The organism is Tsuneonella troitsensis (assembly GCF_001441535.1).
Lineage (GTDB): Bacteria > Pseudomonadota > Alphaproteobacteria > Sphingomonadales > Sphingomonadaceae > Tsuneonella > Tsuneonella troitsensis.
Genome location: NZ_LMAU01000001.1, coordinates 98,644 through 119,962, shown reverse-complemented (window position 1 = coordinate 119,962; position 21,319 = coordinate 98,644). Strand labels below are relative to the sequence as shown.

Below are 21,319 nucleotides of genomic sequence, written 5' to 3'. Positions count from 1 at the left end.
CTGACCTGCGAGTGTGACTGTGCTGCGGGCCGCGCAAGGTTTCGGGCTCTTCCGCCGAATACAGATAAGCCTGAGCGCCGTTGGGCGCGGTCAGCCGCCGCAGCGACTGCTCAAATTCGGGGGCGAGGGCTCCGGGCGGCGCGGCGAGCACGCCGCTCAGTGCCAAATAGGTTATAAACGGCTGCTTGCCTATCCGGGCCTGCCCGCCTAACGCGCGCCGCATCATGGTGATGAGACCCCTGCGCGCGCTCTACGACTGGACGATGGACAAGGCCGCGCACCCGCACGCCGTGGGCTGGCTCGCGTTCATCAGCTTCATCGAAGCGAGCTTCTTCCCGATCCCGCCGCATCCGCTGCTGGGCCTGATGTGCCTGGCCGAACCGAAGAAGGCGATCCGCTTCGCCGCGGTGGCGACGATCGCCTCGGTCGCGGGCGGCCTGTTCGGCTACGCGATCGGATACCTGCTCTACGACACCGTGGGGCAGGCGATGCTCGGGATGCTGGGCCTCACCGAAGCTTTCCCGGTGGCCGCGTGCCACCTGCGCGAGCGCGACTGGGAGGTGATCTTCCTGGCCGGGGCGACGCCGGTTCCGTTCAAGCTGCTCACCATCACCGCCGGCTTCATCGAGATGGCGCTGGTGCCGTTCATCCTGGCCAGCATCGCCGGGCGCGCGCTGATCTTCATGACGGTCGGTATCCTCTTCCGCGTGTTCGGCGCGCCGATCAAGCGGATGATCGACAAGTACCTGGGCACGCTCACCACGATCTTCGCGGTACTGCTGGTCGGCGGCTTCGTCGCGCTGGCCTATCTGTCCGACGGCGACGATGCGGCCACCGACAAGTGCTCGCAGGCAACGCTGGTGGAGCGCGCCTGACGCGATTGTCGCTCGCGAAAGCATAGCCGAATCAGGCACTTTGCATTAGCGTTTGCTAATCAAGAAAAATCTTATATACGGCGCGCGAATCGAGCAGCACACATCGCGTCGGCCGTCGCCACTCGCCCCGCCCGGGGGCTGAGCCCGCCGCCAGAACATCTTCGGATCCAGAACCCGCTGCGGCGGCCCTCGACGGGCTGCCCGCGGTGTCGCCCATTAGCGCCGAACCGCGATCGCGGTCGCGTGACCAGTTGGAGGAGCGGCGGCCGCTACGAGCCGCCCCCCTTCGGGCGCGGCGGTGGGGGTGCTTCGCGCATCCTCCACCGTCTTTGCAGCCTCGGCGGGTTGCCCCGCATTTGTCGGCACCGCGCCCGGCGCACGCTCCCCGCCTCAGCCTAGCCTTCGATGATCCCCACCGCCTTGCCGGCGCGCTCGAACATGCCGAGTACCGTCTCGACTTCCTCGGCCGAGTGTTCGGCGCACAGCGAGCAGCGCAGCAGCGTCATGTTGGCGGGCGTTGCCGGCGGGCGGGCGAGGTTGACGTAGAGGCCTTCCTTGAGGAGCGCCTCCCACATCATCGCGCCGCGTTCGAGGTCGGGCATGATGACCGCCACGATCGCGCTCTGCGGCGTCTCGGTGCCGAGCTGGAAGCCGAGCGCCTTGAGCCCGCCGTGGAGGCGCTTGGAATTCTCCCACAGGTGCGCGCGCTTGTTGGAGCCGTGCATCAGCTTGCGGATCGATGTCGCCGCGGTCGCCACCACGCTCGGCGGGAGGCTGGCGGTGAACACGTAGGGGCGGCAGACCAGCCGCATGATCTCGAACTTCGGGTGGTTCGAGACGCAGAAGCCGCCGACCGTGCCGACGCTCTTGGAGAAGGTGCCGATGATGAAGTCGCAGTCGTCGATCACGCCCGCCGCTTCGCAGACACCGCGCCCGTGCTCGCCGATGAAGCCCATCGAGTGCGCCTCGTCGACCAGCACCATCGCGCCGTGCTTCTTGGCGACCGCGACCATCTCCTTGAGCGGGGCGACGTCGCCGAGCATCGAATAGACGCCCTCGAGGATCACGAGCTTGCCCGCGCCCTCGGGTATCCGGCCGAGCCGCTTGTCCATCGCCTCGATGTCGTTGTGCTTGAACGGCACGACTTCGGCGTCGCCCAGCTTGCAGCCGTCCCAGATGCTGGCGTGGCTGTCGATGTCGAGCACGATGTAATCGCCCTTGCCGGCGATCGTGCTGATGATGCCGAGGTTGGCCTGGTACCCGGTCGAGAACACCATGGCGTGATCCATGGCGTAGAACTCGCGCAAGGCGTCCTCGCACTCCTTGTGACCCTGGTAGGTCCCGTTGAGGACTCGGCTTCCGGTCGTGCCGCTGCCGAACTCGTCGAGCGCCTGCTTGCCCGCGGCGATCACGTCTTCGTCGAACGTCATGCCCATGTAGTTGTAGGTGCCGAGCAGGATCGTGTCCCGCCCGTTGCAGATGGCGCGGGTGGGGGAGAGGACTTTCTCCATCACCAGGTTGAACGGATCCTCCTGGCCGCCCGCCAGCAATCCTTCGCGCATCGCGATGAGCGGATCGAACTTGGAGAACAGGTCGCGCCCTTCTCCCGCCAGCGCCTGCGGCTGGTCCGGCTGGGAAACGCCCTCGCTCACTGCGAAGCCATTTTTGCGACCGTGTCGACCAGGTCGCCCCAGCTCTCGATCTCGGCCTGCTGGTTCATCGAGATGATGATGTCGAACTCGTCCTCGATCGCGGCGACGAAATCCATCACCGTCAGGCTGTCGAATTCCAGATCGCCGGCGAACGTCGTGTCCTCGTCGATTTCCACACCCTTCTTGTTGAAGGGCTCGGCGATGGCACGGATGCGGGCGTCGACTTGATCGCGGGTCATGGGAAGGGGTGTCCTGTTGTTCGTCGGCGGTGAAAGCGTTCAGGAGGCGCGCTTGTCAAGCGGCGGGTGCCGGTCCCTGGCCTGGAACGAGCCCTTTGACCGCCGCCATGAACGGGCCGATCGACACCGGTTTCGACAGGTAGCCGGTCGCCCCGGCATCGCGGATGCGCTCCTCGTCACCCTTACCGGCATAGGCGGTCACGGCAAGGACGGGGGTGTCGTTCAGCATCGCGTCGCGCCGCATTGCCGCGATCAGGTCCACCCCGGACACGCCGGGCAGCTGGATGTCCATGATCACGAGGTCGGGCGCGAACGCCCGTGCGGCATTCAGCACCAACTCCCCGTCGGCCACCGGCTCGACCTCGAAACCGTTGGCGCGCAGCACGTCGCAGAACAGTTTGCGGTTGAGGTCGTTGTCCTCGACAACGAGGATTCTCTTTGCCACTGCGTGAGCCACTCCCGGTTGCGCCCGAACCTCGGGCTTCGGCGCGACTAGGGCCTACGGTTCACCGAAACAATGGGACGCTGACGATCACCGCCGAAATTCATCATCGACCCGGAGATGCCGATACCCTCGCGCTGTCGGCACTCGGCTGGGTGCTGGCCGACGACGATCGGGCGGAGCGTCTGCTGTCGCTCACCGGCCTTACGCCGGACGTGCTGCGCGACAACCTGACCGACCGCACGACGCTTGCCGCCGTGCTCGAATATCTGGCCGGGCACGAACCCGACCTGCTCCTCGCCGCCGATGCCCTTAACGTGCCACCGGAAAAGCTTGTCGCCGCGCACCGGGAGCTTACCGCATGAGCCGGCCGCTGGTGATCTCCGACTGCGACGAGGTCCTGCTCTACATGGTCGCGCCCTTTCGCGACTGGCTGCACGAGAGCCAGGGTGTCCGCTTCGAGATGGTCGGCAATGATTTTGCCGGCGCGATGAAATATGCCGATGGCGATGCGCCGGTCCCGCCAGAAGAGATCTGGCGCCTGCTGCGCGGATTCTTCGACACCGAAATGCACCGCCAGACCCCGATCCCGGGGGCGGTCGAGGGCATGGCGAGGCTAGCCGAGCATGCCGACGTCGTCGTGCTTACCAACCTGACCGATCGCCACCGGGACATGCGCTTCGAACAGCTTGCGGGTCACGGCATTCACACGCGGGTGTTCACCAACCAGGGCCCCAAGGGGCCCGCGCTCAAGGCGATCATGGACGAATACGCGCCGAGCCGCGCGGTCTTCATCGACGACCTGGCGCAGCACCACGCCTCGGTCGGCAGCGAGGTGCCGCACATCCGCCGCCTGCACCTGTGCGGCGAGCCGATGCTGGCGGAGCGCATCACCTGCGCGCATCGGGTCGGCGACGCCCATGCGCGGATCGATACCTGGGAGCATGCCCTGCCTTGGCTGCTCGACGAAATCATACGCGAAGAGGAAACCACATGAGTATCGACGCCCGTCTCGCCGAACTTGGGATCGAGCTGCCGGTCGCAGCCGCGCCGGTCGCGGCCTACGTTCCCGTCGTCGTCCATGGCGGCGTGGCCTATGTCTCTGGCCAGTTGCCGTTCGTGGACGGCGCGCTGGTGAAGGGGCGGCTGGGCGAGAACGTGCCGATGGAAGACGGTGTCGCCGCCGCGCGGGCTTGCGGGCTGATGATCCTGGCGCAGCTCAAGGCCGCGCTCGGATCGCTCGACCGGGTGGAGCGCGTGGTGAAGCTGGGCGCGTTCGTCAGTTCGTCCGCCGATTTCGAAGGCCAGCCCAAGATCGCCAACGGCGCGAGCGAACTCATGGCGGACGTGTTCGGCGAGGCGGGCAAGCACGCCCGCAGCGCGGTCGGCGTGCCGGTGCTTCCGCTTGGCGCCGCGGTCGAGGTCGATGCGATTGTCGCCATCCGCGCCGACTGATCGAATGCAGGCTGCGGCCTCCGCCGCCGGGCGGGCCGGCTGGCTGCGCGATTGGGAATACGCCCACCGCGGCTTGCATGGCGATGGCGTCGCCGAGAACTCGACTGCCGCGTTCGAGGGCGCGATCGCCCGCGGCTTGGGCATCGAGTGCGACGTCCAGATCAGCCGCGACGGGCGCGCGATGGTGTTCCACGACTGGACGCTGGAGCGGCTGACGGATGAGGCGGGCGATGTCGCCGCGCGCGACTGCGCGGAGCTGGAACGGATCGCTCTGCGCGTGGGCGGAGAGCGCATTCCGACGATCGAGGCGTTGCTGGCGCAGGTCGGGGGGCTGGTTCCGCTCCTGATCGAGATCAAGTCGAAGCGGGAGTTTGATCCCGTGCCCTTGTGTGCGGCGGTCGAGCGAGCACTGCGGTCACACGAAGGCGCAGTTGCGGTTATGAGTTTCGACCCGCGTGTGCCGAAATGGTTCGCTGATCATGCGCCCGGCGTGGTGCGCGGTCTGGTCGTGACCGAAGAAAACGATCGTGGCATGGCCGGTCGCCTGCGACGCCGACTGGCATTCCGCCATGCTCGGCCCCATTTCCTGGCCTATGACGTGCGCGATCTTCCTAGCGCCTTTGCCGCCGCGCACCGCGCGCGGGGCGTGCCGCTATTGACCTGGACCGTGCGCTCACCGGACCTGCGCGCGCGGGCGGCGGCCCATGCCGACGCGCCGATCGCCGAAGGGGCGGGGCTGGCATGAGCGACGGTGCCCTCGTCGCGCGCATGGCGGACGGCGTTGCCGGCCTGCCCGAAGATCAGTGGGGCGCGCTCACTGGCGGAAGCAATCCCTTCATGACCCATGCGTTTCTCTCCGCGCTCGAGGATTCGGGCAGCGTGGGCGAAGGAACCGGCTGGCTGCCGACCCCGCTGGTGCTGGAGGATGCGGGAAGGCTCGTCGCCGCGCTGCCGGCCTATCTCAAGGGCCACAGCCAGGGCGAATACGTGTTCGATCACGCCTGGGCGGACGCGTGGCATCGCGCCGGCGGGCGCTATTATCCCAAGCTCCAGATCGCCGCGCCGTTCACGCCGGCGAGCGGTCCGCGCATCTTGTCGCGGGAGCCGGCGCTGGCGCCGCATCTCCTGCGCTTTGCCGAGAAGTTCGCCGAGGCGAACGCGCTGTCGTCGATCCACGCGACTTTCGTCGGACCCGCGCAGGTTCCGCTGTTCGAGGCATCCGGCTGGCTCATCCGCCACGACATCCAGTTCCACTGGCAGAACCGCGGCTATGGCTCGTTCGACGACTTCCTGGGCGATCTCGCCAGTCGCAAGCGCCGGGCGATCCGCAAGGAGCGCGCCGCCGCGCAAGAGGGGGTGGTGATACGCCGCCTTTCGGGCGCGGACATCCTGCCGGAACATTGGGACGCGTTCTGGGTGTTCTACCAGGATACCGGCAGCCGCAAATGGGGCAGCCCGTACCTCACACGCGAGGCCTTCGATCTGCTGGGTGAGCGGATGGGATCGCGAATCGTGCTGGTCATGGCGTTCGAAGGCGAGCGGCCGGTGGCCGGTGCGCTCAACTTCGCGGGCGACGATGCGTTGTATGGGCGGTACTGGGGCTGCGTGGAAGACCGGCGCTTCCTGCATTTCGAGCTGTGTTATTACCAAGCGATCGACGAAGCGATCGAGCGGGGCCTGTCGCGGGTGGAGGCCGGCGCGCAGGGCCAGCACAAGATCGCGCGCGGCTATGGCCCGGTCCAGACCACCTCGGCCCACTGGATCGCCGATCCCGGCTTCCGCGCGGCGGTGGCCGATTTTCTCGAGCGCGAGCGCGAAGGCGTGGCGGTCGATGCCGAATGGCTGGCCGAACGCACGCCTTTCAAGAAGGGATAGGCGTTCTGCCGATCACGCGGCGCGGCGTTCTCCGGTCCGCAGCCATTCGCGCGCCCGGCGCTGGGCTTCAGCGATATCGCGAGCGGTCATCTCGTCGGAGATGTCGGCGCGGCACCAGGCCGCTTCCTCGTGACCGCGCACCGCGGCAAGATTGAACCACTTGTGGGCTTCGATCAGGTCGCAGCTTACGCCGTGGCTTCCGGTCGAGTAGGCCACTCCAAGGTCGTATAGCGCTGACGTATCGCCCTGCGCCGCGGCGGCAAGGCAGTGCGCCAAAAGCATGTCCGCGGCAGTCGGTCCCTTGAGTATCGACCCGCTTTCTATCCGGCGAAGTTCCATCGGTTATTCCCCCCAACTCCGGCAGGCCCCCATGCCGCCGTTGGCCCGACTTCACCGCTTTATGGTCAACAAGTCGTTAACGGCGCGCCGGAAAAATATCGGCCACAGCGTGATTTGTTCGGCCCCGCTTAAGTTTTCCCCGCCTAGGGGCGCGCTACCGGCGAGTTGGCTTGTGCCCGTCCGGACCCGTCCCTATAGGCGCGCCGAGGCCGCCGGGATGGTGCCACCGGGAACGCCCGGGGCAGCGGGCCTGGCGGGACAGGATTATTGAGGGCGACGATGGCCACCTTGGCGAGCGAAGACATCGATGTACTCGAAAAAGCCCGGCGGTCGCTGGCGCCCGATTACGCTCCGTCGGAAGACGAGGAGTACATGAGCCCGGCGCAGCAGGATTACTTCCGGATGCTGCTTCTCGAATGGAAGCGTTCGATCCTCTCCGCCGCGAATGCCACTCTTCAGTCGCTGCAGGACGGTCCGATCCGCGAGGCGGATCTTAACGACCGTGCATCCAGCGAAACCGACTGGGGTATCGAACTGCGGACCCGCGACCGCCAGCGCAAGCTGATCGCCAAGATCGATTCGGCGCTGCGGCGGATCGACGCAGGAGAATACGGCTTCTGCGAAGTCACCGGCGATCCGATCGGCCTGAAGCGGCTGATCGCCCGGCCGGTCGCGACCATGACGGTCGAGGCGCAGGAAGCGCACGAACGCCGCGAAAAGATCTCTCGCGACGATTGATACGCGCGGCAAACCCTTCCGCCGGGTTAAGCATTATTTAGATTGTCCGGCCTAACGCTCTGGCCATGCGTGCCGTTCGAGGCAGGCTGGGCCGAAGAAACGATTCCGGAGAACACGCTCGCGATGTCTGGTGTGGATACACGACACGTCAACCGTGACAGCTTGTTCCTGAGCGCGGAACTGCGCTTCGACGGCGATCCCGCCACGCACCGCGTGCGCGTACGCAATCTGTCTCCCGCGGGTATGATGGCCGAAAGCGATCTGCAGGTGCTCGCGGGAACAAGGGTTACCGTCACGCTGAAAAACCTGCCGCCGGTGACGGGCAACGTGGCGTGGGTGCACGACACGCGCTTCGGAATAGCCTTTGGCGAAGAAATCGATCCCAAGGCGCCGCGCAGCACCGTCGGCACAGGGGAAACCGCGGCTCCGCGTTTTGTGCGACCGGCGTCGATCGGGCCGCTGGCGAAACCCGACCCGAAGCGGCTTCGCACTATCTGAGCTTTGCGGCCAATCGGGCCGCTGACTGGCGGGCGCGGACCTGCTAACCGGTCGGCAATGCTCGACCGCACCCGAACTTTCTGCATCGCCGCCGCAGTTCTCCTGCTTGCGGGATGCGGTTCCTCTGCCGATTCGGGAGCCGTGCGGATCGCGCTTATCGGGGACCGCGATGCCCCGTTCGAAACGGGCTTGCGTTTGTCGATGCCGGGACAGCAGGTACGCGCCGCGACCGTGGAGGGCCTCGTCGGTCTCGACGCTACCGGCGAAGTGATCCCAGCGCTGGCGGAGCGCTGGATCGTGACCGACGACGGAATGTCGTACATCTTCCGGCTGCGGAACTCCGATTGGCCCGATGGTCGTCCCATGACCGCCGAACAGGTCCGCGACGCCCTGCGGCGCACCCTTCGCGATCTGTCGGGGACCTCGCTCGGTCTCGACCTCGCGCCCGTATCCGAAGTGCGCGCCATGACCGGGCGCGTGATCGAAATTCGGTTGTCCAGTCCGATGCCGGACTTGCTGCAGCTTTTGGCGCAGCCCGAGATGGGGGTATTCCATCGCCAGGCCGGCTCCGGACCGATGACCCTCGAGCGAGACGAGCGCGCGGTCCGGCTGTCGCTCCTGCCGCCCGAGGCGCGGGGGTTGCCGATCAGCGAGAACTGGCGCGAAGGGACCCGCGTGCTCGCGATACGCGCCCTGCCGTCCCGTGCAGCGGTCGATGCCTTCGTGGCGGGCGAAGTCGACCTGGTGCTGGGCGGGACGATCGTCGACTTTCCGCTCGCCCCCACCGGGCCGTTGTCGCGCGGAACGGTGCGGCTCGACGCAGCACAGGGGCTGCTCGGTCTGCGCGTGCTGCGTCCCGAGGGTCTGCTGGCCGAGCCTGCCCGGCGCGAGGCGCTGGGGCTGGCGATCGAGCGCGAGACGCTGCTCGCCCCGTTCAACATCGCCGGGTGGATTCCCAGTACGCGGATCGTGCCCGTTTCGGCGGTCGGCGAAACGGCGACCGAACGGTGGTCCAATTCGACGATAGAAGAGCGGCGCGCCGATGCAGCGCGCCGGATCGCTGGTTATGCGGGCGACAAGACCCTGACCGTCGCCTTGCCCGAAGGACCGGGGTCCGACCTGCTCCTGCGGGAGATCGCCGCCGACTGGCGCGAGGTCGGCGTCAATGCCGTACGGGCGCGTGCGGGCCAGGCGGCGGACCTCGAACTGATCGACACGCTCGCCCGGTTCGGCAACCGGCGGTGGTACCTCAACCAGTTCGCCTGCGCCGTACGGCGGGTGCTGTGCGATCCCAAGGCCGATGAGCTTGTCCGCGCCGCCAATCGCGAGGTAGACCCGGCGGCGCGGGCGACCTTGCTGGCCGAGGCGGAAACCCGCCTGACCGCGCAGCAGGGCTATATCCCGCTCGGCGCGCCGGTCCGTTGGTCGCTGGTGCGCGGCGATATCCAGGGATTTGCCGAGAACCGCTGGGCGGTCCATCCGTTGTACCCGCTGGCGCTGGCCCCCACATAAACGGCCCCGCACCACGCAGGACGGGCAGGAGATTACGCCGATGGAACCGACGACCAGGATCGATCCCGCGAGCGAGCGCGACAAGGGCGCACGCCCGATGGGCTTCGAGGTGCCGATGGGGACGGACCCCGTCTCGATCCGCCGCCGGATCGAGGCGATGGAGCAACTGCTCGAGAACAGTTTCGCGATCCCCGGCGTGAATTATCGCATCGGCCTCGATTCGATCATCGGCCTGGTCCCCGTCATCGGAGATTTCGTCGCCGCGGCGATGGGCATGTATATCGTCTGGGAGGCCAGGAACCTCGGCCTTCCGAAATGGAAGCTGTGGCGGATGAGCGGCAACGTGCTGTTCGATACCGCAGTCGGCGCGATTCCGGTGGTGGGTGACGCGATCGACTTCGTGTTCAAGTCGAACACCCGCAACCTGAAGATCGTGAAGCGGCACCTCGACAAGCATCACCCGGCGGCGCGCACTATCGACGGCTGAACCGCCCCGGGCTAAGCCGCCGCATGGCCCGCGACGTCACCTATTCCTCGTATCTCGATCTCGACAAAATCCTGTCGGCGCAGCACCCGACCTCGGGCGCGCATGACGAGATGCTGTTCATCATCGTTCACCAGGCGAGCGAGCTGTGGCTCAAGCTCTGCCTCCATGAACTCAAGGCCGCGCGCGACGAGATCGTCGCCGACGATCTGCGGCCCGCATTCAAGATGCTCGCCCGCGTCGCGCGGGCACAGGGTCAGCTGATCTCCTCGTGGGAAGTGCTGAGCACGATGACCCCGGCCGATTACTCGCAGGTCCGCCCGCACCTCGCGAACTCCAGCGGTTTCCAGAGTCCGCAGTACCGGATGATGGAATTCCTGATGGGCGGGCGCAATCCCAAGATGGTGACGATGCACGAGGCGACACCAGAGGTGGCGGCGGAGCTTCGCGCCGAACTCGCCCGCCCGAGCCTGTATGACGAGGCAGTGCGCCTGCTCGCGCGGCGCGGGTTCGCAATTCCGGCGGAGCTGCTGGAGCGCGATCATTCGGGCGGCTGGACCCCGTCGCTGGCGGTCGAGGCCGCTTGGGCCCAGATTTACCGCGACCCCGAAGCGCACTGGGACCTCTACGAACTGGCCGAAAAGCTGGTCGACCTCGAATACCACTTCCAGCGCTGGCGCTTCGGTCACCTGAAGACGGTCGAACGCATCATCGGCTTCAAGCGCGGCACCGGCGGGACCGCGGGGGTGCCTTACCTCGAAGGCGTGCTGAAGCAGGCGTTTTTTCCCGAACTGCTGAGCGTTCGGACGGCCATCTAGCGCCCCATCTCGTCATCCCCGCGAACGCGGGGATCCAGTCAGCGCAACGGTTCGAATCCGAAATCCTCCGCGAGGTCGCGCCACTCAGGGTTAGCCTTCTTGATCAGGTCGAGCTTCCACGCCCGGTTCCATTTCTTGAGCTGCTTTTCGCGCACGATCGCGTGCTCCATCGTGCTGTGCTGTTCGAACCAGACGAGGCATTTCACAGCGTACTTGGTCGTGAAGCCGCCGAAGGTGCCTTCGCGATGCTGGGCGACCCGCTGGAGCAGGTTTGAAGTCACGCCGATGTAAAGCGTGCCATTTCGGGCGGAGGCCATTAAGTACACGGTAGGCTGGAAATCTGGGTGCATTCGCACGAATCTTTCGGTCGCTGGATCCCCGCATGCGCGGGGATGACGAATGTATGGTGCGACTCGTCATTCCCGCGCATGCGGGAATCAAGCGCGACAGACAAACTCGCTAAGCCTCCAGCTCGATCTCCCAATACAGCCAATCCCGCCACGTCTCGTGCAGGTACCCCGGCGGGAAGGCCTTGCCGTGCTGGTGGAGCTGCCAGCTCGTCGGGCGGATCGGGCGGACGAGGTTCATGTGAGCCTGCTGCGGAGTGCGGCCGCCCTTCTTCATGTTGCAGGGCGCGCAGGCGGTGGCGATGTTCTCCCACGTCGTCCGGCCGCCGAGGCGGCGGGGGATCACGTGGTCGAAGGTCAGGTCCTTCTCGCTGCCGCAGTACTGGCAGGCAAACCGGTCGCGCAGGAACAGGTTGAAGCGGGTGAAGGCGGGAAACTCGCTTGGGCGAACGTATTGCCGCAGCGCGATCACGCTGGGGATCTGCATGTCGAGGTTGGGCGAATGCACGCAGCGTTCGTAGCTGGCGACGATGTCCACCCGTTCCAGGAATACCGCCTTGATCGCGGTCTGCCACGGCCACAGGCTCAGCGGGTAATACGACAGCGGAGTGTAGTCGGCGTTGAGGACGAGCGCGGGGCAGCTTTCCAGCTTGCGCGAGGGATCGTCCTCTGCGCGGCGGAATTGCGCGGCTCGCTCGATCAGATCGGCCTTGAACACGTGTCCTATGCCCTCTCGATTGACCGAAAGGACCATTTGCCGATTCGCGAGTCAAGTTCATGACACCGGCTGAATCCACAGCCGATTGCGGCTAGGGCGGCGAAATGGAAGTCACCCGATTCGCGCCGAGCCCCAACGGATCGCTGCACCTGGGGCACGCGTTCGCGGCGATCGTGGCGCACGACATCGCCCGATCGCGCGACGGACGGTTCCTCTTGCGGATCGAGGATATCGACGGCGCGCGCTCGCGGTCCGACTTGGCGGACGAATTCCGCGCCGATCTCGCGTGGCTGGGCCTGACCTGGGACGAGGTGCCCGCGCAGTCGACGCGGCTGGCAAGCTACGACGCGGCGGCGCAGCGGCTGCGCGAAATGGGGCTGCTCTATCCCTGCACCTGCACCCGCGCCGAAGTGTCCGAAGCGGCCAGGCGAACCGGGCCAGAGGGGCCGGTCTATGCGGGAACCTGCCGTGGCCGCGAGGTCGATCCGGCGGGCGCGGCATGGCGGCTGGACCTGGGCAAGGCGATGGCGATGGCCGGGTCGCTGTCATGGGAAGACGAGCTTGCCGGAATCCGGCAGGCGCAGCCGGAGCTGGCGGGCGATCCGGTGCTGGTGCGCAAGGATGCGCCCGCAAGCTATCACCTCGCCGCGACCATCGACGATGCTGCCGACGGGGTGACCCTGGTCACCCGTGGCATGGACCTGTTCGCCGCGGCCAATGTGCACCGCCTGCTGCAGGCACTGCTCGATCTGCCGGTGCCGCGCTGGCATCATCATCCGCTGCTCGTCGAGGCGGGCAACCGGAAGCTCGCCAAGCGGCGCGGCTCCAGCGGGCTGGACGAAATGCGCCTGCGCGGCGAGGATGGACGCGCGCTAGCGGACGCTTTGCGCGCGCATCGCTTCCCCGCTGGCATTTCGCTTGGGCACCACCTAGATTAGCGCCATGCAGACCTTCCTGATCATCGTGCTCGTCGTCCTCATGGGACTGGTCGCCTATTCGCTGGTGCGCGGCATCGTCGCGTTCCTGCAATCGCACCGGGCAGACATCGACGCGGGCGGCGAACGCCAGCACGAGATGCAGCTCCTGCAGAACAAGATGATGTTCAACCGCATCAAGTATCAGGCGCTGGCTATCGTGGTGGTGGCGGTCATCATCATGATGGCGCGCTGATCCGCTTCCTTCGGTGGTAAAGCTCAACAAGATTTACACGCGCACCGGCGACGACGGCACCACGGGTCTCGTCGACGGATCGCGGTGCCTAAAGCACTCGGCGCGGATCGAAGCGATCGGCGCGGTCGACGAAGCGAACTCGGCGATCGGTCTGGCCGCACTCGCGGCGAGCGAAGAGGCGCGCGCCTACCTTATCCGCATCCAGAACGACCTGTTCGACCTGGGCGCCGATCTCGCGACGCCCGGAGACGACTTCGAGCCGGGCGAGATGACGCTTCGCGTGGTCTCCGCGCAGGTCGACTGGCTCGAAGGCCGGATCGATGCCGCGACCGAGCGCTTGAAGCCGCTGACGAGCTTCGTCCTGCCCGGCGGCAGCGAGGGCGCTGCGCGCGTTCACGTCGCCCGCGCTTCGGTGCGCCGGGCCGAGCGTGCGATGACCGCGCTCGCCGGTCACGAGCCGGTGAATCCCGCCGCGCTTGCCTATATCAACCGGCTGTCCGACTTTCTCTTCCAGCTTGCCCGGCTGGAGAACGACGAGGGTCGTACGGACGTGACCTGGGTGCCGGGAGCAAACCGCTAGCTTTACATCGGCCCGCTCGCTAACCGCCCCTTCGCTGCAACTGCGAAGGGATTTCGGCATGGACACGATCGGCGTCATCGGCGCGGGACAGATGGGGACCGGCATTGCCCAGACCCTCGCCCAGCACGGCTACCGGGTGCTCCTGTCGGACATCGATCTGGCCGCCGCCGAAAAGGGCAAGGCGGGGATCGACAAGGGCCTTGCCCGGCTGGTTGCCAAGGACAAGCTCGCTGCTGCGGACGCCCAAGCGGCCCTCGCCCGGATCGAGCCCGTCGCCGACCTCGCGCCGATGTCCGCCGCAGGCTTCGTGATCGAGGCCGCGACGGAAACCGAGCGCGTCAAGCAATCAATCTTCGAGGCCGCTAGCAAGGTGCTGGGCGCCGATGCGATCCTGGCCTCCAACACCAGCTCTATCCCGATCACGCGCATGGCGAACTGGTCCGCCGACCCTGCCCGCTTCATCGGGCTGCATTTCTTCAACCCGGTTCCGGTGATGGGCCTGATCGAGGTGATCGCCGGCCTCGCCACCTCGCCCGATACCATCGCACGGACCAAGGCGCTCGGCGAAAGCCTGGGCAAGCACGTGGTCGAGGTGCAGGATGCCCCCGGCTTCGTCGTGAACCGCGTCCTGATGCCGATGATCAACGAAGCCGCCTTTGCACTCGGCGAGGGCGTGGCGAGCGTGGCCGACATCGACGCGGCCTGCAGGCTCGGCCTCAATCATCCGATGGGACCGCTGCAACTGGCGGACTTCATCGGGCTCGATACCTGCCTCGAGATCGTCAGGGTGCTTCACGGCTCGACCGGCGATCCCAAGTTCCGGCTCGCGCCGCTGCTGGTGAAGTATGTCGAGGCCGGCTGGCTCGGCCGCAAGGTCGGCAGGGGATTCTACGACTATTCGGGTCCGGAGCCCGTTCCGTCGCGCTGAGCTGCGGGAACGACTCCGAGCCGCTGCTGGTTCAGGGAGCAAAGGAGACACGACCGATGGCTACCGATCCGAACCTCGCCCCCGAAACCCACAATTCCGAACAGGACGACGAACAGTCGCAGGCGCAGACGGTCGCCGAGCAGGCGAACGCCCTGCGCAAGGGCGATCCGACCGCCAGCGTGAAGCACGACACGACCGAGACTCCCGATCTGGTCGATCACATGCGCGACATGGAAGCGTCGGGCCGGATCGACATGGGCGCCTTCCGGGGCGAGCCGAACATGGACGACGAGGACGAAACGTACGGCGAGAGCCGCGATCCCGACGACGCCTGACCGAACCGATCAATAGCCCGGCTGGACCGTCTCCGCCGGGCCGTTGTCGACCAGGAAGATATCGCCTTCTTCCACGACTGCCGAATCGACCCCATTGTCGCCGGCGAATTCGTCCGGCGGCGTGGGGTCTTCGCCAATCGCGGGATCGATAAGGTCCTCGTCGGATGCGAGTAACTCGGCGGCATCATCTTCCGTCTCGGCCTGTTCGGGGGCTTCCGCCTCGATCTCGTCCGATAATGCCTCGGCCCGCTCGCGCTGTGCTGCGAGTTGCTCGGTCGCTTCGTCGATGATGCCGTCGCCTTTGCCGGTGCCGACAACCCGGGTCACCCCCGCTAGGACGAGGGCGACGAACAGCATGGCCAGCCAGCGATTGCGAAACATGTACCCGCGCATGGGACGCTATCATGCCCGCGGAAGGTTAAGGCTCGCTTTCACCCGCCTCGCGCTTGAGTGAATAGAGTTCTTCCAGCGCCTCGCGTGGAGACAACGCATCTACGTCGAGCGCGCGCAGACGATCGCGCAGGGTGTCGCACGCCGCTTCTTCCGCGTGCGCGGCGGCGGCGAACAGCGGCAGGTCGCCGAGCCCCGCAGCCAGCCCTCCGGTTTCGGCGCGACCTTTTTCGAGCTTGTCGAGCACGGCTTTCGCACGCGCGACGACCTGCTGCGGCACGCCGGCCAACCGCGCGACCGCAAGGCCATAGCTGCGGTCCGCCGGCCCTTCCGCCAGTTCGTGCAGCAGAACCAGATCGCCCTTCCATTCGCGCGCGCGAACATGGTGCAGCGAAAGCGCCTCGCAAGTGTCCGCCAGTCGCGCGAGTTCGTGATAGTGCGTCGCGAACAGGCACCGGCAGCGGTTGGTCGAATGGACCGCCTCGGCGACGGCCCAGGCAAGTGCGAGGCCGTCATAGGTAGAGGTGCCGCGACCGACCTCGTCGAGGATCACGAAGCTGCGTTCGGTCGCCTGCGAAAGGATCGCGGCGGTCTCGACCATTTCGACCATGAACGTCGATCGGCCTCGGGCCAGCTGGTCGCTCGCGCCGACCCGGCTGAACAGGCGGTCGACGAGGCCCACGACGGCACCGAGAGCGGGCACGAACGCACCCGACTGGGCCAGCAGGACGATCAGCGCGTTCTGGCGCAGGAATGTCGACTTGCCGCCCATGTTGGGCCCGCCGATGAGCCACAGCCGGTCGTCATCGGCCAGTGCGCAATCGTTCGCCACGAACCGCTCGCCGGACGCGGCGAGAGCGGTCTCGACCACGGGATGTCGCCCGCCCGTCACCCGCAGAACCGGCTCGTCCACGATCTCAGGACGCGCCCATCCGCCCTCTGCCGCGCGTTCGGCATGACTGGCGGCCACGTCGATCCGGGCCAGCGCTGCTGCGGTGCGCGCGATATTCTCGCGCGCGGCCACGGCATGGGTCACGAGCTCCTCGAAATGCGATTCCTCGGCTGCGAGCGCATGGCCGCCGGCTTCGGCGATCCGGCTCGCTTCCTCGTGCAGGGAGAGCGAGTTGAAGCGGACCGCGCCGGCCATCGTCTGGCGATGGGTGAACCCGCTGTCCGGCGCCATCAGCGCGTCCGCGTGCCTGGCGGGCACCTCGATGAAGTAGCCGAGCACACCGTTGTGGCGGATCTTCAGCGAGGGCGTGCCGGTTTCCGCGCGATACTTGGCCTCCAGCGCGGCGATCGCGCGGCGGGCGTTGCCGCTGGTGCGCCGGAGGTCGTCGAGTGCCGCGTCGTAGCCTTCGGCGATGAAGCCGCCCTGGCCGCGCTCGGTCGGCGGCGAGGGGACCAGCGCGCGGGTATACAGATCGGTCAGCGCGCCATGCCCGCCGAGGTCCGGCAGGAGCGCGTCGAGCATTGCGGGGCGATCGGGCTGGGCCGCCAGGTGATCGCGCAGGCGCCGCGCGCCGTCGAGGCCGTCGCGCAACTGGCCGAGATCGCGCGGCGAGCCGCGTCCAGCCACCACGCGCCCGATCGCGCGGCCGATGTCGGGCAAGGCGCGCAGCGCGGAGCGAACGTCCGCCCGCAGCAGCGGGTCGCCGTGCAGCCGATCGACCAGCGCCAGCCGGTCGACGATCGCCGCCCTGTCGGTCAGCGGCGCGGACAGGTCTTCGGCGAGTTGCCGCGCCCCCGCGCCCGTCGCGCAGCGGTCGATCGCGTCGATCAGGCTGCCCGCGCGGCCCCCTCGGCTCGCTTCGACGATCTCCAGGCTCGCGCGTGTGGCCGCGTCCATCGCCAGCGTTCCGCCGCTGCCGACCGCGACCGGCGGCAACAGGAGCGGCAGCGTGCCGCGCCCGACATGGTCGAGGTAGGCGATCAGTCCGCCCGCCGCCGCCGTCATGGCGCGGCCGAATACGCCGAACCCGTCGAGCGTCGCGACGCCGTGGACCTTGCACAGTCGCTCGACGCCGCCGTCGCTCGAGAAGTCTTGGCGGGGGCGGGGCATGACTTGGTCCGGCGCCTGGTCCCAGCCTTCGGGCGCGACCGTCTCGCTTGGTGAAAGCCGCGCGATGACCGCTGCGATGTCTTCGGGAGCACATTCCTCCAGCGTCATCCGACCGGTCGACACGTCCACCGCCGCGACGCCGCAGGTGCCGCGCACGTCGCAGACCGCGGCAAGGACGTTCGCGCGCCGCGGTTCGAGCAGCGATTCCTCGGTCAGCGTGCCCGCCGTCACGAACCGCACGATGTCGCGCGCGACGAGCGCCTTCGACGATGGCGTGCCCTCGCGCTTGGCACGGGCTTTTGCCTCGTCGGGCGTCTCGACCTGTTCGGCGATGGCGACGCGCTGCCCGGAACGGATCAGCCGCGCGAGATAGCTTTCCGCGGAATGCACCGGCACGCCGCACATCGGGATGGGCGCCCCGTCGTGCTCGCCGCGGCTCGTCAGGGCTATGTCGAGTACCTGCGCGGCGATGCGGGCATCGTCGAAGAACAGCTCGAAGAAATCCCCCATGCGGTAGAACAGCAGGCAGCCATCGGCCTGCGCCTTCAGCGCAAGGTATTGGGCCATCATCGGAGTTGCGCCTGCCGCCACGCCAGGGGGGGTAGCGGCTGGCCTGCCGATTCGGAACGGCGCACCGCGCGCCTTTCCCCTGTTGCCTCGCGCCAAGTTCCGTTAGGGCAGCCGCGCCACACAACAGGGGGACACCTTGGCCGACGACAAGCCCACCGCCTTCACCGAACGCGAGGCGTTGTTCTACCACGAAACGATTCGTCCCGGTAAGATCGAGATCGTCGCATCGAAGCCGATGGCGACCCAGCGCGACCTGAGCCTGGCCTATTCTCCCGGCGTCGCGGCCCCCGTCCAGGCCATCGCCGACGACCCCGCGAACGCCGCGCGCTACACCGCCCGTTCGAACCTTGTCGCGGTGATCACGAACGGCACCGCGATCCTGGGCATGGGCAATCTCGGCGCGCTGGCGGCCAAGCCGGTGATGGAAGGCAAGGCCGTCCTCTTCAAGCGCTTCGCCGACGTCGATTCGATCGATATCGAGCTGGATACCGAGGACCCGGACAAGTTCATCGAAGCGGTCGCGCTGATGGAGCCGACGTTCGGCGGCATCAACCTGGAAGACATCGCCGCGCCCGAATGCTTCGTGATCGAAGCGGCCCTGCGTGAGCGGATGAAGATCCCGGTCATGCACGACGATCAGCACGGTACCGCGATCATCGCCGCGGCGGGCCTGATCAACGCCTGCCACCTGACCGGGCGTAGCCTGAAGGACGTGCGCATGGTGGTGAACGGTGCCGGCGCCTCCGCACTGGCCTGCACCGCACTCATCAAGTCGCTCGGCGTGCCCAGCGACCATGTGATCGTCTGCGACCGGCAGGGTCCGATCTATCCGGGCCGCGCGGACGTGGACCAGTGGAAGAGCGCGCACGCCACCGTCACCGACGCCCGCAGCCTGGAAGAGGCGCTGGTCGGCGCCGACGTGTTCCTCGGCCTCAGCGCGGCGGGTGCGCTCAAGCCGGAATGGGTCGCGAAGATGGCACCCAGTCCGATCATCTTCGCGATGGCCAATCCCGAGCCCGAGATCCGCCCCGAAGCTGCAAAGGCCGTGCGTCCGGATGCGATCATCGCCACCGGCCGCTCGGACTATCCCAACCAGGTGAACAACGTCCTCGGCTTTCCGTTCATTTTTCGCGGCGCGCTCGACGTGCAGGCGACCGCGATCAACGAAGAGATGAAGATGGCCGCGGCCGAGGCGATCGCCAGCCTGGCTCGCGAGCGCGTTCCGGACGAGGTCGCCGCCGCTTACGGCGTGAACCACAAGTTCGGCACCGATTACATCATCCCCGCGCCGTTCGATCCGCGCCTGATGGAGGTCGTCTCCAGCGCGGTCGCGCAGGCGGCGATGGATTCGGGTGTCGCCAAGGCGCCGATCGCCGACATGGCGGCCTATCGCCACAGCCTGAAGGCGCGGCTCAACCCGACGACATCGGTGCTCACCCGCGTGTACGAGGACGCGAAAGCCAATCCCAAGCGCGTGGTCTTTGCCGAGGCCGAGGAAGACGTCGTGCTGCGCGCCGCGATCCAGTTCCGCGATTTCGGATACGGCACCCCGATCCTCGTCGGCCGGACCAAGGCGATCGTCGACAAGCTGCACATGCTGGGCGCGAGCAGGCCCGGCGAATTCGAGATCCAGAACTCGGCCGACAGCAGCCTGGTGCCGCAGATGGTCGAATATCTCTACCAGCGGCTCCAGCGGCGCGGGCGGACCATGCGCGACGTGCGGCGGATGGTGAACCAGGAACGCAACGTGTTCGCCGCATTGCTGGTGGCGCTGGGCCACGGCGATGCGATGATCACGGGGCTCACCCGCACGTTCGCGCAGACCGCGCGCGAAGTGGGCCTGGTCCTCGATGCCAAGGAAGCCGACAAGCCCGGGGCCGTGCCGTTCGGCATTCACCTGATGATCGGCAAGAACTTCACCGTGTTCCTCGCCGACACCACGATCAACGAGCGGCCCACGGCGGTCCAGCTCGCGCACATCGCCAAGGAAACCGCGGCGGTCGCCAAGCGTCTGGGGCACGAGCCGCGGGTCGCGTTCCTGTCCTATTCGACCTTCGGCAATCCGCCGGGGCAATGGCTGGGCAATATCCGCGAGGCGGTGGCCGTCCTCGATGCCGAGGATCCGGGTTTCGAGTACGAAGGCGAACTGGCGCCCGACGCCGCGCTCAATCCCAAGGTGATGGAGCTCTATCCGTTCAGCCGCCTGTCGGCGCCCGCGAACGTGCTCATCATGCCCGGGCTGCAGTCGGCCAACCTTTCGGCCAAGCTGCTGCGCGAACTCGCCGGCGCGACGACGATCGGCCCGATGATGGTCGGCATGGAAAAGCCGGTCCAGATCGCCCCGATGACCGCACTGGCGCCCGACGTCCTGACGCTTGCGGTGCTCGCGGCAGCGGGTGTGGTGGGCTGACGACGCGACCAGTCAGCGGCGGCGGAACCTGAAGTACCAGACCTCGTGGCCATAGACCGTGCGGGCCTTGTGTTCGTAGCGGGTCTCGGGCCAGCCGGATGGGCGGTTTTGCCAGGACTGCTTGCCTTCGACGACCCACTCGAACGCGTCCGCGAAGCGCCGCATGACCATCAGCGCGTGGCGCAGATAGACCGGGTGATCGGTGCCGAAGCGGAATTCGCCGCCCGGCTTCAGCTTGTCAGCGATCATCCGCACCGGACCGTCGTTCATCATCCGCCGCTTGGCGTGCTTGGCCTTGGGCCACGGATCGGGGTGGAGCAGGTAGAGCATCGTCAGCGACTCGTCGGGCACGCGGCGCAGCACCTCGAGCGCGTCGCCGTGATGGATGCGGACATTCGCGAGCCCGCCTTCGCGCACGTGAACGAGCGCCTGGGCCACGCCGTTGACGAACGGCTCGGCCCCGATGAAGCCGTGATCGGGCAAAAGGTCCGCGCGGTAGGCCAGGTGCTCGCCGCCGCCGAAGCCGATTTCGAAATGGAGCGGGCGCGCATCGCCGAACATCGCCTGCGCCGTCACCGGCCCCTCGGCGGGCACCGCGATCTGCGGCAGCAGGGTATCGACCAGCGCCTGCTGCCCGGCGCGCAGTGGCTTGCCCTGGCTGCGGCCGTAGAGGCGGTTGAGGGTCGTCGGATCGCCGGGTTTGTGCGCGGTCATAAGGGCCGCGCGCCTAGCCGCATTTGCGTCGGGCGGTCCAGACCTCGCGCACACTGGTGACCGGACGTTAGCAACTGCGCGATAGTCCGTGCGGATGGACGAGCATGACCCCACGAGGCGCAAGCTGTTGATCGGCGGTTCGATTCTCGGTGTCATTGCCGCCGGTGG

The 21,319-nt window shown here is 67.2% G+C and carries 26 protein-coding genes and 1 pseudogene; 17 read left to right on the top strand and 10 right to left on the bottom strand.

Annotated features, from left to right (window positions below; all coding sequences use genetic code 11):
• Nucleotides 1-13: 13 nt before the first annotated feature.
• Nucleotides 14-157, bottom strand: a pseudogene (locus tag AR323_RS15315) (ATP-binding protein); the annotation flags it as partial.
• A 67-nt stretch (nucleotides 158-224) separates the two neighbouring features.
• On the opposite strand from AR323_RS15315, the gene AR323_RS00590 reads away from it, so the two are divergent.
• Complete coding sequence (locus AR323_RS00590) at nucleotides 225-875, top strand: YqaA family protein (protein WP_057882008.1); 651 nt, start codon at nucleotides 225-227, stop codon at nucleotides 873-875.
• Between the two features lie 395 nt (nucleotides 876-1,270).
• Here the strand turns inward: AR323_RS00590 and spt are convergent, their stop codons facing one another.
• Genes spt through AR323_RS00575 form a run of 3 tightly spaced genes read right to left on the bottom strand, consistent with a single transcriptional unit; the run spans nucleotide 1,271 to nucleotide 3,211 of the window.
• A complete protein-coding gene (gene spt / locus AR323_RS00585) occupies nucleotides 1,271-2,527 on the bottom strand; it encodes a serine palmitoyltransferase (RefSeq protein ID WP_200956654.1) in 1,257 nt (418 codons plus the stop codon).
• Nucleotides 2,524-2,766, bottom strand: a complete 243-nt coding sequence (locus AR323_RS00580; RefSeq protein WP_057882007.1) for an acyl carrier protein — start codon at nucleotides 2,764-2,766, stop codon at nucleotides 2,524-2,526. The genes spt and AR323_RS00580 overlap by 4 nt, the downstream gene beginning before the upstream one ends.
• Nucleotides 2,767-2,821: 55 nt before the next feature.
• Nucleotides 2,822-3,211 (bottom strand): response regulator, encoded by a 390-nt coding sequence (locus AR323_RS00575; RefSeq protein WP_057882006.1) that lies wholly within the window; start codon nucleotides 3,209-3,211, stop codon nucleotides 2,822-2,824.
• Here AR323_RS00575 and AR323_RS00570 point away from each other — a divergent pair.
• Genes AR323_RS00570 through AR323_RS00550 form a run of 5 tightly spaced genes read left to right on the top strand, consistent with a single transcriptional unit; the run spans nucleotide 3,205 to nucleotide 6,538 of the window.
• Nucleotides 3,205-3,573, top strand: coding sequence for a DUF3572 domain-containing protein (locus AR323_RS00570; protein WP_321164518.1), 369 nt, complete (start codon nucleotides 3,205-3,207; stop codon nucleotides 3,571-3,573). The genes AR323_RS00575 and AR323_RS00570 overlap by 7 nt on opposite strands.
• Entirely contained in the window at nucleotides 3,570-4,205 is a 636-nt protein-coding gene (locus AR323_RS00565) for an HAD family hydrolase (RefSeq protein ID WP_057882005.1), read from the top strand. The genes AR323_RS00570 and AR323_RS00565 overlap by 4 nt, the downstream gene beginning before the upstream one ends.
• Entirely contained in the window at nucleotides 4,202-4,663 is a 462-nt protein-coding gene (locus AR323_RS00560; RefSeq protein WP_057882004.1) for a RidA family protein, read from the top strand. The genes AR323_RS00565 and AR323_RS00560 overlap by 4 nt, the downstream gene beginning before the upstream one ends.
• 4 nt (nucleotides 4,664-4,667) lie before the next feature.
• Nucleotides 4,668-5,408, top strand: coding sequence for a glycerophosphodiester phosphodiesterase family protein (locus tag AR323_RS00555; protein WP_235510407.1), 741 nt, complete (start codon nucleotides 4,668-4,670; stop codon nucleotides 5,406-5,408).
• Nucleotides 5,405-6,538: a GNAT family N-acetyltransferase gene (locus AR323_RS00550; protein WP_057882002.1), complete on the top strand. Its 1,134-nt coding sequence runs from the start codon at nucleotides 5,405-5,407 to the stop codon at nucleotides 6,536-6,538. The genes AR323_RS00555 and AR323_RS00550 overlap by 4 nt, the downstream gene beginning before the upstream one ends.
• Nucleotides 6,539-6,550: 12 nt before the next feature.
• Here AR323_RS00550 and AR323_RS00545 read toward each other — a convergent pair whose 3' ends face one another.
• Nucleotides 6,551-6,877 carry an SEL1-like repeat protein gene (locus AR323_RS00545; RefSeq protein ID WP_057882001.1) on the bottom strand — a complete coding sequence of 109 codons (327 nt, stop codon included), beginning with the start codon at nucleotides 6,875-6,877 and terminating at the stop codon, nucleotides 6,551-6,553.
• A gap of 279 nt (nucleotides 6,878-7,156) precedes the next feature.
• Between AR323_RS00545 and dksA the strand changes: the two genes are divergently transcribed.
• From dksA to AR323_RS00520, 5 genes are all read left to right on the top strand, one after another.
• Nucleotides 7,157-7,615, top strand: a complete 459-nt coding sequence (gene dksA / locus AR323_RS00540; RefSeq protein ID WP_057882000.1) for an RNA polymerase-binding protein DksA — start codon at nucleotides 7,157-7,159, stop codon at nucleotides 7,613-7,615.
• Between the two features lie 69 nt (nucleotides 7,616-7,684).
• The gene (locus tag AR323_RS00535; RefSeq protein WP_235510406.1) at nucleotides 7,685-8,113 is read left to right on the top strand and encodes a PilZ domain-containing protein; all 429 of its coding nucleotides are present in this window, start codon (nucleotides 7,685-7,687) and stop codon (nucleotides 8,111-8,113) included.
• 141 nt (nucleotides 8,114-8,254) lie between these two features.
• The gene (locus tag AR323_RS00530; RefSeq protein ID WP_235510405.1) at nucleotides 8,255-9,625 is read left to right on the top strand and encodes an ABC transporter substrate-binding protein; all 1,371 of its coding nucleotides are present in this window, start codon (nucleotides 8,255-8,257) and stop codon (nucleotides 9,623-9,625) included.
• A gap of 40 nt (nucleotides 9,626-9,665) precedes the next feature.
• Nucleotides 9,666-10,112, top strand: a complete 447-nt coding sequence (locus tag AR323_RS00525) for a DUF4112 domain-containing protein (RefSeq protein ID WP_235510404.1) — start codon at nucleotides 9,666-9,668, stop codon at nucleotides 10,110-10,112.
• A 23-nt stretch (nucleotides 10,113-10,135) separates the two neighbouring features.
• Entirely contained in the window at nucleotides 10,136-10,927 is a 792-nt protein-coding gene (locus AR323_RS00520; protein ID WP_057881998.1) for a tryptophan 2,3-dioxygenase, read from the top strand.
• 38 nt (nucleotides 10,928-10,965) lie between these two features.
• Here the strand turns inward: AR323_RS00520 and AR323_RS00515 are convergent, their stop codons facing one another.
• Together AR323_RS00515 and AR323_RS00510 are read right to left on the bottom strand one after the other, a co-directional pair.
• The gene (locus tag AR323_RS00515; protein ID WP_057881997.1) at nucleotides 10,966-11,277 is read right to left on the bottom strand and encodes a GIY-YIG nuclease family protein; all 312 of its coding nucleotides are present in this window, start codon (nucleotides 11,275-11,277) and stop codon (nucleotides 10,966-10,968) included.
• Between the two features lie 109 nt (nucleotides 11,278-11,386).
• Nucleotides 11,387-11,992 (bottom strand): HNH endonuclease, encoded by a 606-nt coding sequence (locus tag AR323_RS00510; protein ID WP_057882545.1) that lies wholly within the window; start codon nucleotides 11,990-11,992, stop codon nucleotides 11,387-11,389.
• A gap of 104 nt (nucleotides 11,993-12,096) precedes the next feature.
• On the opposite strand from AR323_RS00510, the gene gluQRS reads away from it, so the two are divergent.
• Genes gluQRS through AR323_RS00485 form a run of 5 tightly spaced genes read left to right on the top strand, consistent with a single transcriptional unit; the run spans nucleotide 12,097 to nucleotide 15,005 of the window.
• Nucleotides 12,097-12,930 carry a tRNA glutamyl-Q(34) synthetase GluQRS gene (gluQRS, locus tag AR323_RS00505; RefSeq protein WP_057881996.1) on the top strand — a complete coding sequence of 278 codons (834 nt, stop codon included), beginning with the start codon at nucleotides 12,097-12,099 and terminating at the stop codon, nucleotides 12,928-12,930.
• A 4-nt stretch (nucleotides 12,931-12,934) separates the two neighbouring features.
• The gene (locus AR323_RS00500) at nucleotides 12,935-13,162 is read left to right on the top strand and encodes an HIG1 domain-containing protein (RefSeq protein ID WP_057881995.1); all 228 of its coding nucleotides are present in this window, start codon (nucleotides 12,935-12,937) and stop codon (nucleotides 13,160-13,162) included.
• A 13-nt stretch (nucleotides 13,163-13,175) separates the two neighbouring features.
• The gene (locus tag AR323_RS00495) at nucleotides 13,176-13,742 is read left to right on the top strand and encodes a cob(I)yrinic acid a,c-diamide adenosyltransferase (RefSeq protein ID WP_057881994.1); all 567 of its coding nucleotides are present in this window, start codon (nucleotides 13,176-13,178) and stop codon (nucleotides 13,740-13,742) included.
• Nucleotides 13,743-13,800: 58 nt separating this feature from the next.
• The gene (locus AR323_RS00490; protein WP_057881993.1) at nucleotides 13,801-14,670 is read left to right on the top strand and encodes a 3-hydroxyacyl-CoA dehydrogenase family protein; all 870 of its coding nucleotides are present in this window, start codon (nucleotides 13,801-13,803) and stop codon (nucleotides 14,668-14,670) included.
• 56 nt (nucleotides 14,671-14,726) lie between these two features.
• Nucleotides 14,727-15,005, top strand: coding sequence for a hypothetical protein (locus AR323_RS00485; protein WP_057881992.1), 279 nt, complete (start codon nucleotides 14,727-14,729; stop codon nucleotides 15,003-15,005).
• Nucleotides 15,006-15,014: 9 nt separating this feature from the next.
• Here AR323_RS00485 and AR323_RS00480 read toward each other — a convergent pair whose 3' ends face one another.
• A complete protein-coding gene (locus AR323_RS00480) occupies nucleotides 15,015-15,398 on the bottom strand; it encodes a hypothetical protein (protein ID WP_057881991.1) in 384 nt (127 codons plus the stop codon).
• Nucleotides 15,399-15,423: 25 nt separating this feature from the next.
• On the bottom strand, nucleotides 15,424-18,027 hold the full coding sequence (mutS, locus tag AR323_RS00475) for a DNA mismatch repair protein MutS (protein ID WP_057882544.1): 2,604 nt from the start codon (nucleotides 18,025-18,027) through the stop codon (nucleotides 15,424-15,426).
• 136 nt (nucleotides 18,028-18,163) lie between these two features.
• On the opposite strand from mutS, the gene AR323_RS00470 reads away from it, so the two are divergent.
• Complete coding sequence (locus AR323_RS00470) at nucleotides 18,164-20,437, top strand: NADP-dependent malic enzyme (protein WP_057881990.1); 2,274 nt, start codon at nucleotides 18,164-18,166, stop codon at nucleotides 20,435-20,437.
• A 12-nt stretch (nucleotides 20,438-20,449) separates the two neighbouring features.
• Here AR323_RS00470 and trmB read toward each other — a convergent pair whose 3' ends face one another.
• On the bottom strand, nucleotides 20,450-21,151 hold the full coding sequence (gene trmB / locus AR323_RS00465; protein ID WP_057881989.1) for a tRNA (guanine(46)-N(7))-methyltransferase TrmB: 702 nt from the start codon (nucleotides 21,149-21,151) through the stop codon (nucleotides 20,450-20,452).
• Nucleotides 21,152-21,319: the final 168 nt, after the last annotated feature.